Annotated in this window: 14 protein-coding genes; 10 read left to right on the top strand and 4 right to left on the bottom strand. The window is 70.2% G+C overall.

From position 1 onward, the window contains the following. Positions 1-136: 136 nt before the first annotated feature. The gene (locus PQI07_RS05580; protein WP_274926227.1) at positions 137-961 is read right to left on the bottom strand and encodes an aldo/keto reductase; all 825 of its coding nucleotides are present in this window, start codon (positions 959-961) and stop codon (positions 137-139) included. 313 nt (positions 962-1274) lie between these two features. Between PQI07_RS05580 and paoA the strand changes: the two genes are divergently transcribed. The 4 genes from paoA to PQI07_RS05600 all read left to right on the top strand — a co-directional run bounded on the left by paoA (position 1275) and on the right by PQI07_RS05600 (position 6787). After that, positions 1275-1925, top strand: coding sequence for an aldehyde dehydrogenase iron-sulfur subunit PaoA (gene paoA / locus PQI07_RS05585; protein WP_274926228.1), 651 nt, complete (start codon positions 1275-1277; stop codon positions 1923-1925). A 10-nt stretch (positions 1926-1935) separates the two neighbouring features. Then, positions 1936-2910 (top strand): FAD binding domain-containing protein, encoded by a 975-nt coding sequence (locus PQI07_RS05590; RefSeq protein ID WP_043353832.1) that lies wholly within the window; start codon positions 1936-1938, stop codon positions 2908-2910. A gap of 24 nt (positions 2911-2934) precedes the next feature. Beyond that, a complete protein-coding gene (locus PQI07_RS05595; RefSeq protein WP_274926229.1) occupies positions 2935-5157 on the top strand; it encodes a xanthine dehydrogenase family protein molybdopterin-binding subunit in 2223 nt (740 codons plus the stop codon). Positions 5158-5245: 88 nt separating this feature from the next. Then, the gene (locus PQI07_RS05600; protein WP_274926230.1) at positions 5246-6787 is read left to right on the top strand and encodes an acetate--CoA ligase; all 1542 of its coding nucleotides are present in this window, start codon (positions 5246-5248) and stop codon (positions 6785-6787) included. A gap of 126 nt (positions 6788-6913) precedes the next feature. Here the strand turns inward: PQI07_RS05600 and mgtE are convergent, their stop codons facing one another. Next, positions 6914-8284, bottom strand: a complete 1371-nt coding sequence (gene mgtE, locus PQI07_RS05605; protein ID WP_043387512.1) for a magnesium transporter — start codon at positions 8282-8284, stop codon at positions 6914-6916. Positions 8285-8718: 434 nt separating this feature from the next. On the opposite strand from mgtE, the gene pqqA (PQI07_RS05610) reads away from it, so the two are divergent. The 3 genes from pqqA (PQI07_RS05610) to PQI07_RS05620 all read left to right on the top strand — a co-directional run bounded on the left by pqqA (PQI07_RS05610) (position 8719) and on the right by PQI07_RS05620 (position 10090). Continuing rightward, positions 8719-8808, top strand: coding sequence for a pyrroloquinoline quinone precursor peptide PqqA (gene pqqA / locus PQI07_RS05610; RefSeq protein ID WP_007559223.1), 90 nt, complete (start codon positions 8719-8721; stop codon positions 8806-8808). A gap of 80 nt (positions 8809-8888) precedes the next feature. Continuing rightward, the gene (gene pqqA, locus PQI07_RS05615) at positions 8889-8978 is read left to right on the top strand and encodes a pyrroloquinoline quinone precursor peptide PqqA (protein ID WP_007559225.1); all 90 of its coding nucleotides are present in this window, start codon (positions 8889-8891) and stop codon (positions 8976-8978) included. A gap of 158 nt (positions 8979-9136) precedes the next feature. Continuing rightward, entirely contained in the window at positions 9137-10090 is a 954-nt protein-coding gene (locus tag PQI07_RS05620) for a class I SAM-dependent methyltransferase (RefSeq protein ID WP_182591179.1), read from the top strand. A gap of 4 nt (positions 10091-10094) precedes the next feature. On the opposite strand, the gene PQI07_RS05625 is transcribed toward PQI07_RS05620, so the two are convergent. Together PQI07_RS05625 and PQI07_RS05630 are read right to left on the bottom strand one after the other, a co-directional pair. Continuing rightward, complete coding sequence (locus tag PQI07_RS05625; RefSeq protein WP_182591180.1) at positions 10095-11342, bottom strand: NupC/NupG family nucleoside CNT transporter; 1248 nt, start codon at positions 11340-11342, stop codon at positions 10095-10097. Positions 11343-11399: 57 nt separating this feature from the next. Continuing rightward, on the bottom strand, positions 11400-12062 hold the full coding sequence (locus PQI07_RS05630) for a TetR/AcrR family transcriptional regulator (RefSeq protein WP_051044742.1): 663 nt from the start codon (positions 12060-12062) through the stop codon (positions 11400-11402). A gap of 99 nt (positions 12063-12161) precedes the next feature. On the opposite strand from PQI07_RS05630, the gene PQI07_RS05635 reads away from it, so the two are divergent. Genes PQI07_RS05635 through PQI07_RS05645 form a run of 3 tightly spaced genes read left to right on the top strand, consistent with a single transcriptional unit; the run spans position 12162 to position 15386 of the window. Further along, positions 12162-13007 carry an SDR family NAD(P)-dependent oxidoreductase gene (locus PQI07_RS05635; protein ID WP_053611149.1) on the top strand — a complete coding sequence of 282 codons (846 nt, stop codon included), beginning with the start codon at positions 12162-12164 and terminating at the stop codon, positions 13005-13007. A gap of 1 nt (position 13008) precedes the next feature. Next, positions 13009-13911, top strand: a complete 903-nt coding sequence (locus PQI07_RS05640) for an alpha/beta hydrolase (RefSeq protein ID WP_043387506.1) — start codon at positions 13009-13011, stop codon at positions 13909-13911. After that, positions 13908-15386 carry a flavin-containing monooxygenase gene (locus tag PQI07_RS05645; protein ID WP_274926231.1) on the top strand — a complete coding sequence of 493 codons (1479 nt, stop codon included), beginning with the start codon at positions 13908-13910 and terminating at the stop codon, positions 15384-15386. The genes PQI07_RS05640 and PQI07_RS05645 overlap by 4 nt, the downstream gene beginning before the upstream one ends. The last annotated feature ends 77 nt before the right edge of the window (positions 15387-15463 follow it).

Here is a 15463-nt window from a genome sequence, read left to right on the forward strand (position 1 = left end):
GCGTCCTCCATTATGCTCAGTTTGAGCATTGTGCCGTCTAACTTATGGGCGCCGGACGCGCCTGTCCAGATATGCTAGCTGTGAGCATAAATCTTTTGCGGCGCGATGTTACGCTGCGCCGCCGAAGGGATGCCGGTCAGCAGAAGGACGCCGGGTCGGGGCCGATGCGGCCGTCGGGGCGATCGAGGGCCGCGATCTCCTCCATCTCGCCGGCACCGAGTTCGAAATCGAACAGCGCGATGTTCTCGAGGATGCGCTCGGGCCGGGCGGTCTTCGGGATCGCCACGCAGCCGATCTGCACCTGCCAGCGCAGCACCACCTGGGCGGGCGTCTTCCCATGGGCCTTCGCAATCGCGAGGATGACCGGGTCGTTCAGCTCCCTGCCTTGGCCGAGGGGGCTCCAGGACTCGGTCACGATGCTGTGACGCGCGTCGTCCGCGCGCGGCGCCTTGCGCTGGAAATGCGGGTGCAGCTCGATCTGGTTCACGGCAGGCGCCACGCCGGTCTCGCCGATCAACGTGGCGATGTGCTCGGCTGTGAAGTTCGAGACGCCGATCGACTTGGCCCGCCCCTCCTCGCGGAGCTGGATCAGCGTTTTCCAGGTCTCGACGAACAGGCGCCGCTGCGGACACGGCCAATGGATCAGGTAGAGATCAACATACGGGAGGTCGAGCCGCTGCAGGCTCTCGTCGAAGGCACGCCGCGCCTCGTCGCGTCCCTGGCGGTCGTTCCAGAGCTTGGTGGTGAGGAAGACCTCCGCGCGCGGCACCTGCGCATCGCGGATGCCACGTCCGACGCCCGCCTCATTGCCGTAGGCGGCGGCGGTGTCGATCAGGCGGTAGCCGGCCCGAAGCGCCCGGCCGACGAGGTCCGGCGCCTGAGCGTCGGAGAGTTGCCAGCAGCCGTAGCCGATCTGCGGGATGCAACGCCCGTCGTTCAGGGCCAAAGTCGGGACGGCCATGGGGTGAGCCTCCGGAAACGCTTTCCGATCTACCCAAACGCCGGCGGTGCGACGCGTTCCGATGATCGCGTCCTTTGCAAGCGGAGCGCGGCGGCCCGGAGGCGCCACGCCCGGCCCTGCCGCGCGGCCGTGGGCCGATTCTCTACCCCCACGTCGCGGATCGGATAGGGCGGCCCATGGACCAGCGGACCACCTCGGCCCGCGGTGAACGGGCGCAGTCTGGACTGGATCTAATCGGCACGACCGCACGTTGGCGCACCGGATTCCAGGTTGCGCCGCGCCGTCGAGCGCGGCGCACGGACGGGATGGCAGCATGACAGACGCGACTCCGAAGAAGCCGTTCGCCCTGACGCGGCGCGCCGTGGTGGAAGGCTGCGCGGCGGCCGGGGCGCTCGGCGCCCTCGGCTTCCGACCGGCCCCCGCAGCGGCGGCGCCGGGAGATCCCGCCCCGCAGACGATGCCGGTACGGCTCACCATCAATGGGCAGCCGCACGATCTCGTCCTCGACACGCGCACCACGCTCCTCGATGCGCTGCGCGAGCATCTGGCTCTCACCGGCACCAAGAAGGGCTGCGACCACGGCCAGTGCGGCGCCTGTACGGTGCTGGTGGACGGGCGTCGGATCAATGCGTGCCTGACGCTCGCGGCGATGCACGAGGGCGATCAGGTCACCACGATCGAGGGCCTCGCGGACGGCGAGAAGCTTCACCCGATGCAGGCCGCCTTCCTGGAACATGACGGCTTCCAATGCGGCTACTGCACGCCGGGCCAGATCTGCTCCTCGGTCGGCATGCTGAACGAGGCCAAGGCCGGTTGGCCGAGCCACGTCACCGAGGATCTCGCCTCGACCCCGACGCTCAGTGACGCCGAGATTCGCGAGCGGATGAGCGGCAACATCTGCCGCTGCAGCGCCTACCCGAACATCGTCGCGGCGATCCGCGACACCGCCGCCAGCAACCTCTGAGGGGGCGGACATGAAGGCTTTCACCTACGAGCGTCCCGCCACGGTTCAGGACGCGGCCAAGCTCGCGGCCGAGCGGCCGAACGCCAAGTTCATCGCGGGCGGCACCAACCTGCTCGACCTCATGAAGCTGCAGATCGAGACGCCGGCCACGCTGATCGACGTGAACCGGCTGCCCCTCGACAAGGTTGAGGCCACGCAGGAGGGCGGCCTGCGTATCGGTGCGCTGGTGCGCAACTCCGACCTTGCCGCGGAGCCGCGGGTCCGGAAGGACTACGCCGTCCTGGCGAAGGCTCTGCTGGCCGGCGCCTCGGGGCAGCTGCGCAACAAGGCGACCACCGCCGGCAACCTGCTTCAGCGGACCCGCTGCTACTATTTCTACGACACGGCCATGCCCTGCAATAAGCGCGAGCCGGGTTCGGGCTGCGCGGCGATCGGCGGGTTCAACCGGATCATGGCGGTGGTGGGCGCCAGCGAATCCTGCATCGCCACCAACCCGTCCGACATGGCTGTCGCCATGCGGGCCCTCGACGCCACCGTCGAGACGATGGATCCGGCGGGTCAGACCCGACGGATCCCGATCGCCGACTTCCACAAGCTCCCCGGCGACACCCCGCAGATCGAGACCGACCTGCGCAAGGGCGAGATCATCACGGCCGTGACCCTGCCGAAGCCGGTGGCCGGCATGCATATCTACCGCAAGGTCCGCGACCGGGCGTCCTACGCTTTCGCGACCGTCTCGGTGGCGGCGGTGATCGCGGGCGCCGAGGGCGGCAAGCCGAGCGCGGCGCGGCTTGCCTTCGGCGGCCTGGCGCACAAGCCCTGGCGGGTGGCCGAGGCCGAAGAAGCCCTGGTTCGGACCGGCTCAGCGGATGAGGCCGCCGACGCGGTGCTGAAGGGTGCCCGCGGCTATGGCAGCAACGACTTCAAGATTCCGCTGACCCGGCGGACCCTGCGCGCCGTGGTGGCGCAGGCGACCCGCGCTTAAGCCCCCCGATCAAGGACCGTCCCCATGGAGATGAACCAGCCGATCGGCCGGACGCCCCTCGACGACCGCGCCGACGGGCTCGTCGGGAAGCCGCTCGACCGCGTCGAAGGGAAGCTCAAGGTCACGGGCCACGCCCCTTACGCGTGCGAGACCCGGGCGCTGAAGAACCCCGCCTACGGCTTCATCGTGCCGGCGACGATTGCGGCCGGCACCATCACGTCGATCGACGCCGAGACCGCCCGCCGGGCGCCCGGCACGATCCTGGTCATGACCCACGAGAACGTCCCCGAGCAGGGCGAGAAGAAGGAGCAGGTCTGGCCGCAACTCCAGGGGACGAAGGTCACGTTCTATGGGCAGCCCGTCGCCTTCGTGGTGGCGGAGACCTTCGAGCAGGCCCGCGCCGCCGCGATGCTGGTGAAGGTCCGCTACGACGCGGCCAAGCCCAAGGGGCTGCTCAAGGACAACCTGGCGGCGGCCTACGAGCCGAAGCCCGTCAATTCGCCGCCGGATTCAAAGCTCGGCGACTTCGACGCCGCCTTCGCGGCCGCGCCGGTGAAGCTCGACGTGGAATACGTCACGCCCAACCAGATCCACGCGCAGATGGAGCCGCACGCCACGATCGCGTCGTGGGAGGGCGACGGCGTGGTGCTCTACACCGCCAACCAGATGCTGAACCGCGGTCAGAAGGCGCTCGGCTCGGTGCTCAAGCTGCCGCCCGAAAAGGTGCGGATCGTGAGCCCCTATATCGGCGGCGGCTTCGGCTCGAAGCTCCAGGCTCAGCCGGAGGCGACGCTCGCCGTGCTGGCCTCGAAGCTGATCCAGCGCCCGGTGAAGGTCGCGCTCACGCGGCAGCAGGAGTTCCACGTCGGGACCCACCGGACCGACACGATCCAGCGGATCAGGCTCGGTGCCGACCAGGACGGGCGGCTCTCGGCGATCAGCCATGAATCCTGGTCCGACACGGCCGAGGGCGACGGGTTCTTCGAGACATCGGCCAACGTCACCCGGTCGCTCTACGCGGCACAGAACCGGATCACGCGCCATCGGCTCGTGAACCTCAACATGCCCATCGCCTCGTCGATGCGCGCCCCTGGCGAGGCCGTGGGCCAGCTCGCCTTCGAGTGCGCCATGGATGAGCTGGCCGAGCATCTGAAGGTCGATCCGATCGAGCTGCGGGTGCGCAACGAGCCGGCCGAGGATCCCGAGAAGAAAGTCCCGTTCTCCACCCGCCAGCTCGTGCCCTGCATGCGCGAGGGGGCGCGCCTGTTCGGCTGGGACAAGCGGCAGGCGGCGGGCAGCCGCCGCGACGGCAACTGGCTCGTCGGCATGGGCATGTCGGCCGCCGCCCGCCTCAACCCGCTGATGCCCTCCGCCGCCAAGGTCCGTCTCGGGCCGGACGGCGTGCTGGTGGTGCGCATGGCCATGACCGATCCCGGCACCGGCACCTATACGATCCTCACCCAGATCGCCGGCGAGATGCTGGGCCTGCCGCCCGAGCGGGTCCGCGTCGAGATGGGCGACACCGACTTTCCCTTCGCCTCGGGTTCCGGCGGCTCGTTCGGCGCTGCGTCGGCGGGCTCTGCCCTCTACGTCGCCTGCGACAACCTCCGGCAGGCCCTGCTCAAGGCCGGCGACCTTAATCCGGACGGGGCGGTGTTCCGCGACGGCGCGGTGACCTCGGGCAACCGGACGGAGTCGCTGACCGATCTCGCCCGGTCGGGCATGGAGGCCGCCGGTGAGATCAAGCCCGGCGAGATGAAGCAGAAGTTCTCGCAATACTCCTACGGTGCGCACTTCGCCGAGGTCGGGGTCGATGTCGATACCGGTGAGATCCGGCTGCGGCGGATGCTCGGCGTCTTCACCGGGGGGCGCATCCTCAACGCCAAGACGGCGCGCAGTCAGGCGATCGGCGGCATGACCTTCGGGGTCGGGGCGGCTCTGATGGAAGATGCGGTGGTCGATCCGCGCTACAGCTACTTCGTCAACCACGACATGGCCGAGTACCATGTGCCGGTCCACGCCGACCTCCCGGCGATCGACGCGGTGTTCCTGCCCGAACTCGACGACAAGGCGAACCCGCTGAAGAGCAAGGGACTCGGCGAGCTCGGCATCTGCGGCGCCGGCGCCTCGCTCGCCAACGCGATCTACAACGCCACCGGGATCCGCGTGCGGGACTATCCGCTCACCCTCGACAAGATGCTCAAGGGCTTCGAAGAGCAGGAGGGCCAGGCGCAGCGGCGGACCTGACCGGAGGCAAAGGCCTGGGCGGCCGCGGTTGACGGCCGCCCGCGCAGGCGGGACACCCGGCCGAAAGCCCGAATACGGGGAGCGCCCGGTGCCCAACAGCCTTGCCAACGACCGTCATCCGCCCGCGCGGTTCAACGCCGCGCGGTACTGCCTGGCCGAGAATGCGCGCCTGCGCCCCGACAAGACGGCGCTCGTGATGGTCGGGGACGGCACCGCGGAGCGGCTGAGTTTCGGCGACGTCGAGCGGGCGGTGCGCGGCATCGCGGCGGGCCTGCTGGATCTCGGCCTGGAACCCGGCGACCGGGTGATGATCCGCATGGGCAACGAGGCCGACTACGTCCTCGTCTATTTCGGGGCCCTGGCGGCGGGCCTCGTCGCCCTGCCCTCCTCGCCGCAGCTCACCGCGGGCGAGGCGGCGTTCCTCATGGACAATTCCGGCGCCGCCGCGGTGGTGATCGGAGGTGGCTGCACGGTCGCGCCCGAGGCCCTGGGCGGACGCCTCCTGCTCGACGCCGCCGCCATCGCGCGGATGAAGGCGGGGCTGCCCCTGCCGGCCTACGCCGACACCGCCGCGGACGACCCGGCGATGCTGATCTACACCTCCGGCACGACGAGCCGGCCGAAGGGCGTGCTCCACGCCCACCGCGCCACCTACGGCCGCCGGCCGATGCGCGACCACTGGCTCGGCCTCACCGAATCCGACGTGATGCTGCATGCCGGCACCATGAACTGGACCTACACGCTGGGCGTCGGCTTGAGCGATCCCTGGTCGGTGGGCGCGACGGCGGTGCTCTACAACGGTCCACGCGATCCCGCCGTCTGGCCGCGCCTGATCGCCCGGTACGGCGCGACCCTGTTCGCCGCCGTCCCGACGCTCTACCGCCAGATCCTCAAATACGGCGACCTCGGCGCCCAGGACCTGTCGAGCCTGCGCCACGGCTGCACGGCGGGCGAGCCCCTCTCGGTGGAGCTGCTCGATGCCTGGCGGCAGGCCACCGGCAAGCCCCTCTACGAGGCGCTCGGGATGAGCGAGATCTCGACCTACATCTCCAGCGGACCGACGATTCCCGTCCGTCCCGGCTCGCCGGGCAAGCCGCAGCCCGGTCGGCGGGTGGCGATCCTGCCCGTCGAGGGCGAGCCGGTCCCGCTGCCGGCCGGCGAGAGCGGCCTCCTCGCCGTCCATCGGACCGAGCCGGCGCTGATGCTCGGCTACTGGAACCGCCCCGAGGAAGAGGCCGAGGTGATGCGGGGCGACTGGTTCGTCGGCGGCGATCTCGCCCGGCTCGATGCGGATGGCTACCTCTGGTTCGAAGGCCGCAACAACGACCTGATGAAGGCGATGGGCTACCGGGTCTCGCCCAACGAGGTCGAGGCGGTGCTGTCCGACCACCCGTCCGTGGCGGAGGTCGGCGTGGCCGAACTGCCGGTGCGGGCAGACGTCTCGGTCATCTGCGGTTTCGTGGTGCTCCAGCCGGACGCCGAGCCCGACGCGGAGGGCCTGCTGGCCTGGTGCGCCGAGCGGCTCGCCGCCTACAAGCGGCCGCGGGAAATCCGCTTCCTCGACGCCCTGCCGCGCACGCCCAACGGCAAGGTCCAGCGCAAGCGGCTCGCCGCGGCTGCGGCCGGTTGACCGGCGCCGCCGCCCGCTGGTTCGCCCCGGCGTTTCGAGGGTGCCGCAAGAGGCCCCCTCTCCCGTCCGGGAGAGGGTCGGGGGGAGGGATCGAGTCTTGCCGAGGCTTGCCGGACCGGACGCCCCCTACAGCAGCGTCCCGCGCAGGATCAGCAGGGCCACCGAGAAATAGATGACAAGCCCGGTGACATCGACCAGCGTCGCCACGAACGGCGCCGAGGCGGTGGCCGGATCGAAGCCGATCCGCTGCAGCAGGAAGGGCAGCATCGAGCCGGCGAGCGATCCGAAGGTCACGATCCCGACGAGCGCCGCGCCCACCGTTGCGGCCACCAGCGGCCAGTGCTCGCCGTAATCGTAGAGGCCGAACTTCTGCCACGCGACGATGCGGATGACCGCGATCACCCCGAGGATCGCCCCGAGCACGATCCCGGTGGGCAGCTCCCGCAGGGCCACCCGCCACCAGTCCCGCAGCCGGATCTGGTGCAGGGCCAGCGCCCGGATCAGCAGCGAGGTCGCCTGAGATCCGGAATTGCCCCCCGAACTCATGATCAGCGGGATGAACAGCGTCAGGACGATCGCCTTCTCCAGTTCCCCCTCGAAGCCCTGCATGGCCGAGGCGGTGAGCATCTCCGACAGGAACAGCGCGCACAGCCAGCCGGCGCGCTTCCGGATCATCGTGAAGAAGCCGATATCCATGTAGGGCTCGGGCAGCGCCTCCATGCCGCCGAAGCGCTGCACGTCCTGCGTCTGCTTCTCGATCATCGCGTCGATCATGTCGTCGACCGTGACGATGCCGATCACGTGCCCGACCGCGTCGACCACCGGCAGCGCGAGAAGATCGTATTTCGAGATCAGTCGGGCCGCCTCCTCGCGGCTGGCCGTCGGCGAGACGGCGAGGGGCCGGCGTCCCGGCGCGACGCTGAGGACATTGTCGCTCGGATCGCCCGAGATCAGCCGCCGCAGGGGCACCGCCTTGGTCAACGCGCGAGTGCGCGGGTCGAGCACGAAGATCGCGTAGATCGTCTCGCGGGTCTTCTCCACGTGGCGGATGTGCTCCAGGGTCTGGCCCACCGTCCAGGTGCCCGGCACGGTGACGAACTCCGTGGTCATCAGAGAGCCCACGGTCTCCTCGCCGTAGGCCGAGAGCCGGTCCACGGCGCCGCGTGTCTCGGCGTCGAGGCGCGCGCGCAGGTCGGAGCGGCCGGGCTCCTCGATCTCGCGGAACACGTCCGTGACCCGGTCGGCCGACATGCCCGACAGGTAGCCGGCCACCCGGTCCCGGGGCAGCATCTCGATGATGTCGGCGGCGCAGTCGAGTTCCGGCTGGTCCAGCACCTCGATCGCCCGCTCCGTCGGCAGACCGAGCAGGATGGCGGCGGCAACCTCCGGAGCCTCGTCGTTCAGCGCTTCGACGATGTCGGGCGCCCGTTCGTCCGAAAGACGTGCGGCCAAGACGGAGGGATCGACTCGCGTGTCGAAGGGCGCGATCTCGTTCATGGCCTCGCCTCGTGGGTTACGAGGCGACGCGTCGCCGGTCATCCTAGGTCAGGGCCGTGGCCGGCCGCCGCGTCGATCGCCCCGCGGCCAGGCCTCTCAGCGGCTCAGGCGGGATGACGGCACGGGGCCGGGCACGGCAGGCACGATCGGTCGGGCACGTCGCTTCGCTGGTCGCTGCTGGAAAGGGAACGCGGCACCGTCGAAGACGCCGTCGCGCGGGTGCGTCGTGCGCCCGAGCAAGAGGCCCGTCAAGCCGAAACAGCGCCCATCCGCAGCCGATGCCGAACGACGCTCCGTCGGGTGGCCGCGCGGCCACGGACGGGTGGGCCCGCCGGCCAGCAACCCACCCTATGAGAAATATAAGTGTTGTGCTCACTTGTATTGCGTCCAAGATATTGCCTATATGGATCTCACCAACAGCGAGGAGAAACGCCATGGCCTGGTCCGCCCCGATCGTGTCCGAGATCTGCGTCGGCATGGAAGTCACCAGCTACGAGTCGGCTGAGATCGATACGTTCAACTAAGTCGCTCACGGTTCGGAGCGCCCGACGCTCCGGCCTTCGCGGCTTCTTAATCCATCGCGTCAATTCACTTGGAGGAAATCATGGCTTGGTCCGCCCCCGTCGTGTCTGAGATCTGCGTCGGCATGGAAGTCACCAGCTACGAGTCGGCTGAGATCGACACGTTCAACTGAGACGTCGACATCACGTTCTGGGGCGCCGCTTCATCCGAAGCGGCGCTTTTCTTTTGTGCGCGCATGACATGCTGCGCCTCGGCTTGACCTGCCACACCAAACTGTGCCGCTGAACCGCCACCGGGCCATGTGAGCCTGCAGAGCGAGCGAGGACGGGTTTGGCGGACACTGCGTATTCGGCCGATCAAGCGATCCCACCCTGCCCGATCACCGGTGCCCCCGCCCTGCGCTGCGTCGAGCGCCTGGACGCCGCCTTCCTGACGCTGCTCTGGCACTATTCCGGCCGCGTCGATGTCGGGCCGCTGCTGCGCCCCGCCGGGACGTTCCGGCTCTGGGAATCACCGACCGGGCTGATCTTCTTCGATCCGCCGGTGGCTGGCGATGCGGCCTTCTACCGGGCGTTCTACGGCCGGATCGCCGCGCACGATAAGCTCGCCGGGCCGGAGACGGAGCGCCTGGAGTTCCGCCAGGCCGCCACGCATGTGCCGTCGGGTGCCCGGGTGCTCGACGTGGGCTGCGGCCACGGCGGTTTCCGCGCCTACGTGCCGGAGGCCACCTATACCGGCCTCGACCCGAATTTTTCCGCCGAGGACCCGACCGGGACGATCCTCGCCGAGACCGTGGAGGCGCACGCGGCGCGCCTCGGTCCGGTCTACGACGTGGCCTGCGCCTTCCAGGTCATCGAGCATGTGGCGGACCCGCTGGGATTCGCCCGGGCGCTGGCGGCCTGCGTCAAGCCGGGCGGCCTGATTCTGATCGGGACGCCGCTCTGGCCCTCGCCCAACACCACGATCCCGAACTTCGTCATCAACGCGCCGCCCCACCATCTGACGTGGTGGACGCCCGCCGCTCTCGAGGCACTGGCCGGAACCTTGGGCTGCACCGCCGAGGCGGTCCATGCCATCGGCATGGACCGGCACGATTCGCTGATTCACTGGATGGCCAAGGTCAGCCCCGTCCGCTGCCGCGACCGCTTCTTCCGGCGGACGTGGTCCTGGGCGCTGGCGCTCGCCTTCGCCTACGGCGTCGGGTCGGTCCTCGACCGCTGCCTGCCGGTGCCGAAACGGACGCGCCCGAACGCGCTGCTGCTCGTGGCGCGGACGGGCACCTGATCCCTCACGCCACGAACAGCCCCGCGATCGCCGCGCTCGTGAGATTCGACAGCGTCCCCGCCAGGATCGCCCGCAGGCCGTACCGGGCGACCTCGGCGCGGCGCTCCGGGACGAGGCTGGAGAAGCTCGCGAGCTGGATCGCGATCGAGGCGAAGTTGGCGAAGCCGCACAGGGCGAAGCAGACGATCGCCTGCGCGCGCGGGTCGAGGGTGCCGGCCTTCAGGACCGGCGACAGGTTGGCGTAGGCCAGGAACTCGTTGAAGGCGAGCTTCTGGCCGATCGCCCCGCCGACCAGGGTCGCCTGCTCCCAGGGCACGCCGAGGAGCCAGGCCAGCGGGGCGAGGGCCCAGCCGAGCACGCCCTCGAACGAGGCGGCGGGATACCCGACCCATCCGCCCAGCATGCCGAAGAGGCCGTCCGCCAGGGCGATCAGCCCGACGAAGGCGATCAGCATGGCCCCTACCGAGACCGCCACCGCGAGCCCCTTCTGGGTCCCGTCGGCCGCCGCCTCGATGATGTTGGCCGCCCGCGTCTCGCCGAACTCGACCCGGGTGGTGGTGATCCGGGTCGGCTCCGTCGATGGCATCAGGATCTTGGCGTAGACGAGGCCCCCCGGGATCGCCATCACCGAGGCGGCGAGCAGGTAGGTCATGGGCACGCCGAGGGCCGCGTAGCCCGCCAGGATCGATCCTGCCGTGGACGCGGCGCCGCTCGACATGACGGCGAACAACTCGGCCCCGGTGAGCAGGGCGAGGAACGGGCGCAGCGCGACGGCAATCTCGCTCTGGCCGATGGCGATGGTGATCACCGCCGAGAACGACTCGATGGGGGACGTGCCCAGAATGCGCCGGAGCGCCGCGCCGAGCAGGCGAGCCAGCGCCTGCATCACGCCGAGATGGTAGAGCACGCCGATGAGCGCGGAGACATAGAGGATCTGCGGCAGGACCCGCAGCGCCAGGATGAAGCCCGAGCCGCCGAACAGCTCGAACATCCTCGGCTCGACGAGACCGCCGAACAGGAAGGCGGTGCCGCGATCGCCGTAGGACAGCACGGTCACGACCGCGTCGGCGACAGCCCGCAGCGCGGCCTGCCCGGCGGGAAGAAACAGGACCAGAGCACCGAGCCCCACCTGCAGGGCCAGCCCGGCGAGCACCACGCGGAGACGGATCGCCCGCCGATTGGTCGAGAACAGGATGGCGACGGCGAGCAGCACCAAAAGGCTGAGGCCGGCATGGATCAGGCGGTCGAGCATCGTGTCCTTCGGCTCCGAGCTTGGCCGGAGCGTATGGAAGGTTCAGGCCAGACGCCGTCAATCCGGGCTGTCCGGTGCGAGATAGGGGGCGAACAGGTCGCGGAGCTGCGCGAAGCCCCAGTCCAGATCGGCCTCCGTCAGGGTGGTGCCCCCCTGGAGGCGATGGTTCATCCAGTGGCTGGACACGATCCAGGCATTGTCGATGAGCCGCCCGAGGGCCTCCGGCGCGATCCGCAGCCGTCCCGCCCGCACGGCCGCCTCGAAGACACCGCGGGCCAGCGCCTGGGTCTCGGCCCGCAGGGCATGGATCCGCGGGCGCAGTGCCGGGGCGATGTCCACCATGGCGATCCCGTCGCGGTAGATGCAGCGGTAGCGCCAGATCAGGTCGAACCACGCCCGCTGGTAGCCGAGCAGCGCTTCCGGAGCGGCGGGGTCGGCGGGCATGCGGCCGGCCACCGCCAGGGCCTCCGCCTCGAAGGCGGCGAACACGGCTTCGACCAAACCGCTCTTGCGCGGAAAGTGATACTGCAGATTGCCCTCGCGGATCCCCGCCGCGGCCGCGATCTCCGCCGTCGTGACACGGCCGAGCCCGCGGGCGTTGAACAGCGCGAGGCTGACTGCCAGAATTCGCGTGCGCGTATCCGGGATCGGCACGGCAGGACCGGCCTCTGGGCTGGCCTCCACATCGAAGTCGAACCTGCGGCCCTCGCCCCGCGGCATGATCCCATCCTCGTCTAGGGTGTTCACCCTAGACAATCAGGCCGGCCGAGCCTATCCCCCTGAAGACGGATCCAGGTCGACGATACGGGGAGGCGCGGTTTGGCACAGCGGTTCCAACTCGCGGGCGCGGTGGCCCTGATTACCGGCGCGGCGAGCGGTATCGGTGCGGCCCTGGCCGAAGGCCTCGCCGCGAAGGGCTGCAATCTTCTCCTCGTGGACCGGGACGCGACCGGGCTGGCGGCCACCGCCGGCAAGATCCGCGGCGTCTCGGTCGAGACCCGCGTCCTCGATCTCACGGATGCCGAAGGGATCCGCGCGCTGCCGGACTGGGTCGCAGAACGGTCCGGGCATCTCGACATTCTGATCAACAATGCCGGCGTCGCCCTCGGCGGCCGGTTCGACGAGACGCATCTCGACGATTTCGAGTGGCTGCTCGACATCAACCTGCGCGCCGTCGTGCGGATGTGCCACGCCTTCCTGCCGATGCTGCGTGCCCGGCCGGCGGCGCAGATCGTCAACCTGTCGAGCCTGTTCGGGCTGATCGCGCCGCCGGGTCAGGTCGCCTACAGCACCAGCAAGTTCGGGGTGCGCGGCTTCTCGGAGGCCCTGCGGCACGAATATGCCGGCACCGGACTCGGGGTGACGGTGGTCCATCCGGGCGGTGTCGCCACCGCCATCTCGCGCAACGCCCGCGGCCGGCGGCCGCCGACCGATCCGGAGGCGGCGAAGCGCGCGTCCGTGGAGGACGAGAAGGCGCGAGAGGCGTTCGGCAAGCTTCTGACCCTGGCGCCCGCCGACGCGGCCGCCGCGATCATCCGCGGCATCGAGGCCCGGGCGCCCCGGATCGTCGTCGGCAAGGACGCCAAGAATGCCGCGCTGATCCAGCGGCTGATGCCTGTGGGCTACTGGAAGACGATCGTGCGTCTGTCCGGAGGGGCGCTCTGAGATGGCGAGCCTGCGTGCGTATCTCGGGGCCTACATGGTCCGAAGCCGGGTCCGGGGGCCGCTGGCACGGGCGCGGGACGTGGCCGCGTTCCGCCGCATCTTCGAGGCGCCGGCCTTCCCCGACCCCAAGGGCGTGACCTACGAGCCGGGCATCGTCGGCGGCGTCAAAGGCGAGTGGATCCGGCCGAAGGCGGGTCCCGGCCGGCGGATGCTCTACATCCATGGCGGCGGCTTCATCGCCTGCTCGCCCCGGACGCACCGTCCCGTCACCGGCGCCCTGGCGAACCGGGGCTTCACGATCTTCGCCCCCGATTACCGCCTCGCCCCCGAGCATCCGTTCCCCGCGGCGGTCGACGACGTGACGGCGGTCTGGGCGGCGTTCAGCGCCGAGGGCGCCGCCTGCGTGGCGGGGGAATCGGCCGGCGGAAACCTCGCCCTCGTGCTGATGGGCGAAGCCCGCGCTAGGGGGCTGCCGATGCCCTGGGCGGCGGCCCTCTTCTCCCCCGCCACGGATTTCGTCTCCGAGGACGGGTCACGGGTTTCCAATGCATGGCGCGATGCCATGTTCGACCCGCAGGCCCTCGCGGCGATCCGGCCGATGTATCTGGGCGGCGCCGATCCGGCCGATCCGCGAATCTCGCCGATCTACGGCGACCCGACCGGCTTCCCGCCGCTGCTGTTCCATGTCGGCGCGCGCGAGGTCCTGCGCGACGATTCCGTCCGCATGGCCGAGCGGGCCCGCGCGGCCGGCGTCGAGACCGAACTCAAGCTCTTCCCGGTCGTGTCCCACGCCTGGCAATTCGCCGCCGGCATGCTGCCGGAGGCGCGGGCCTCCCTCGACGAGGCCGCGGCCTTCCTGAAGGCGCACGCGCCCCACGCCCCCTCCGGGAGCCCTCTGCCATGACCGAGACCGCGTCCGAGACCGCGTCCGAGACCCTGGCCGTCCTGATCGTCGGCGCGGGCTTCTCGGGGCTCGCGATGGCGATCCGGTGCCGGCAGGCCGGCATCGGCCCGCTGCGGGTGATCGAGAAGGCCGACGGCATCGGCGGCACGTGGCACGACAACACCTATCCGGGGGCGGCCTGCGATATCCCCTCGCACCTCTACTCCCTGTCCTTCGCCCCGAAGGCCGACTGGAGCCGGATGTATGCGCCGCAGCCGGAGATCCTGGCCTACCTGACGGACACCGCCGAGCGGAACGGGCTGATGCCCCTGATCCAGCTGGGCACGACCTTCACCGGGGCCACGTGGGATGCGGCGCGCGCCCTGTGGCACGTGGAGACCGACCGGGGGCCGATCACGGCGCGCGCGATCGTCTCCGGGATGGGCGGGCTGCATCATCCCGCCTATCCCGACATCCCGGGTCGCGAGGCGTTCGCCGGGCCCGCCTTCCACACGGCGGCCTGGGACCATGCCGTGGCGCTCGAGGGCAAGCGCGTCGGGGTGATCGGCACGGGGGCCAGCGCGATCCAGGTGGTACCGGAGCTCGCCGCCATCGCGTCCCACCTCACCCTGTTCCAGCGCACGCCGCCCTGGATCATGCCGAAGAACGACCACGCGATCGCGGAGGGCACCAAGAGCCGCTACCGGCGCGTGCCGTTCAGCCGGCGGCTCGAACGGGCGCGGCTGTTCTGGCTGCACGAGGTGCGTGCGCTCCTCGGCTTCACCAAGGTCTCGAAGCTCACCGGTCAGGCCGAGGCTCTGGCCCGGCGCCATCTCGCCAAGGCGGTCCCCGACAAGACCCTGAGGGCGAAGCTGACGCCGAGCTACCGGCTCGGCTGCAAGCGGGTGCTGATTTCCGACGACTACTACCCCGCGCTCCAGCGCCCGAACGTCACCCTGGAGACGGACGGCATCGCCCGGATCACCGAGACCGGCGTGACCACCGAGGCCGGACGGCACCACGACCTCGACGTGATCGTCTACGCCACGGGCTTCGACGTGACCGCGACCTTTGCGCGGATGAAGCTCGTCGGCCGCGGCGGCCGGTCTCTGACCGAGGCCTGGGCCGACGGCATGGGCGCCTACCAGGGCATCACGGTCGCGGGGTTTCCCAACTACTTTATGCTGCTCGGGCCCAACACCGGGCTCGGCCACAACTCGGTCGTCTCGATGATCGAGATCCAGGTGCAGCACGTCCTCGACTGTCTCAAAGCCCTGCGTCGCGGGACGAAGACCGTCGAGGTCCGGCCGGAGGCCCAGGCCCGGTTCGTCGACCGGATCCACAGCCGCATGGCCGACAGCATCTGGCAGGCCGGGGGCTGCCGCAGCTGGTACCTCGACGCGAGCGGGCGCAACAACACCCTCTGGCCCGACTCGGTCATGGCGTATCGCCGGAGCGCCCGCCGGGCCCGGCTGGGGGATTACAGGCTCGGCTGATCGCGGCCTGCGCGCCCCGTCACGGATCCGCCCGCTCCGCCCGCGACGACGGAGGCGGGGGTGATCCGGCGCGCGGT

The organism is Methylobacterium sp. 092160098-2 (assembly GCF_028920805.1).
GTDB lineage: Bacteria > Pseudomonadota > Alphaproteobacteria > Rhizobiales > Beijerinckiaceae > Methylobacterium > Methylobacterium fujisawaense.

Excerpts from the sequence above, each read along its gene's own strand:
- pqqA (WP_007559223.1), top strand. The coding sequence starts at position 8,719 with ATGGCCTGGTCCGCCCCGATCGTGTCCGAGATCTGCGTCGGCATGGAA.
- PQI07_RS05630 (WP_051044742.1), bottom strand. The coding sequence starts at position 12,062 with ATGCCGCGGGGCGAGGGCCGCAGGTTCGACTTCGATGTGGAGGCCAGC.
- pqqA (WP_007559225.1), top strand. The coding sequence starts at position 8,889 with ATGGCTTGGTCCGCCCCCGTCGTGTCTGAGATCTGCGTCGGCATGGAA.
- PQI07_RS05595 (WP_274926229.1), top strand. The coding sequence starts at position 2,935 with ATGGAGATGAACCAGCCGATCGGCCGGACGCCCCTCGACGACCGCGCC.
- PQI07_RS05580 (WP_274926227.1), bottom strand. The coding sequence starts at position 961 with ATGGCCGTCCCGACTTTGGCCCTGAACGACGGGCGTTGCATCCCGCAG.
- PQI07_RS05640 (WP_043387506.1), top strand. The coding sequence starts at position 13,009 with ATGGCGAGCCTGCGTGCGTATCTCGGGGCCTACATGGTCCGAAGCCGG.
- PQI07_RS05645 (WP_274926231.1), top strand. The coding sequence starts at position 13,908 with ATGACCGAGACCGCGTCCGAGACCGCGTCCGAGACCCTGGCCGTCCTG.
- PQI07_RS05625 (WP_182591180.1), bottom strand. The coding sequence starts at position 11,342 with ATGCTCGACCGCCTGATCCATGCCGGCCTCAGCCTTTTGGTGCTGCTC.
- PQI07_RS05590 (WP_043353832.1), top strand. The coding sequence starts at position 1,936 with ATGAAGGCTTTCACCTACGAGCGTCCCGCCACGGTTCAGGACGCGGCC.
- mgtE (WP_043387512.1), bottom strand. The coding sequence starts at position 8,284 with ATGAACGAGATCGCGCCCTTCGACACGCGAGTCGATCCCTCCGTCTTG.
- paoA (WP_274926228.1), top strand. The coding sequence starts at position 1,275 with ATGACAGACGCGACTCCGAAGAAGCCGTTCGCCCTGACGCGGCGCGCC.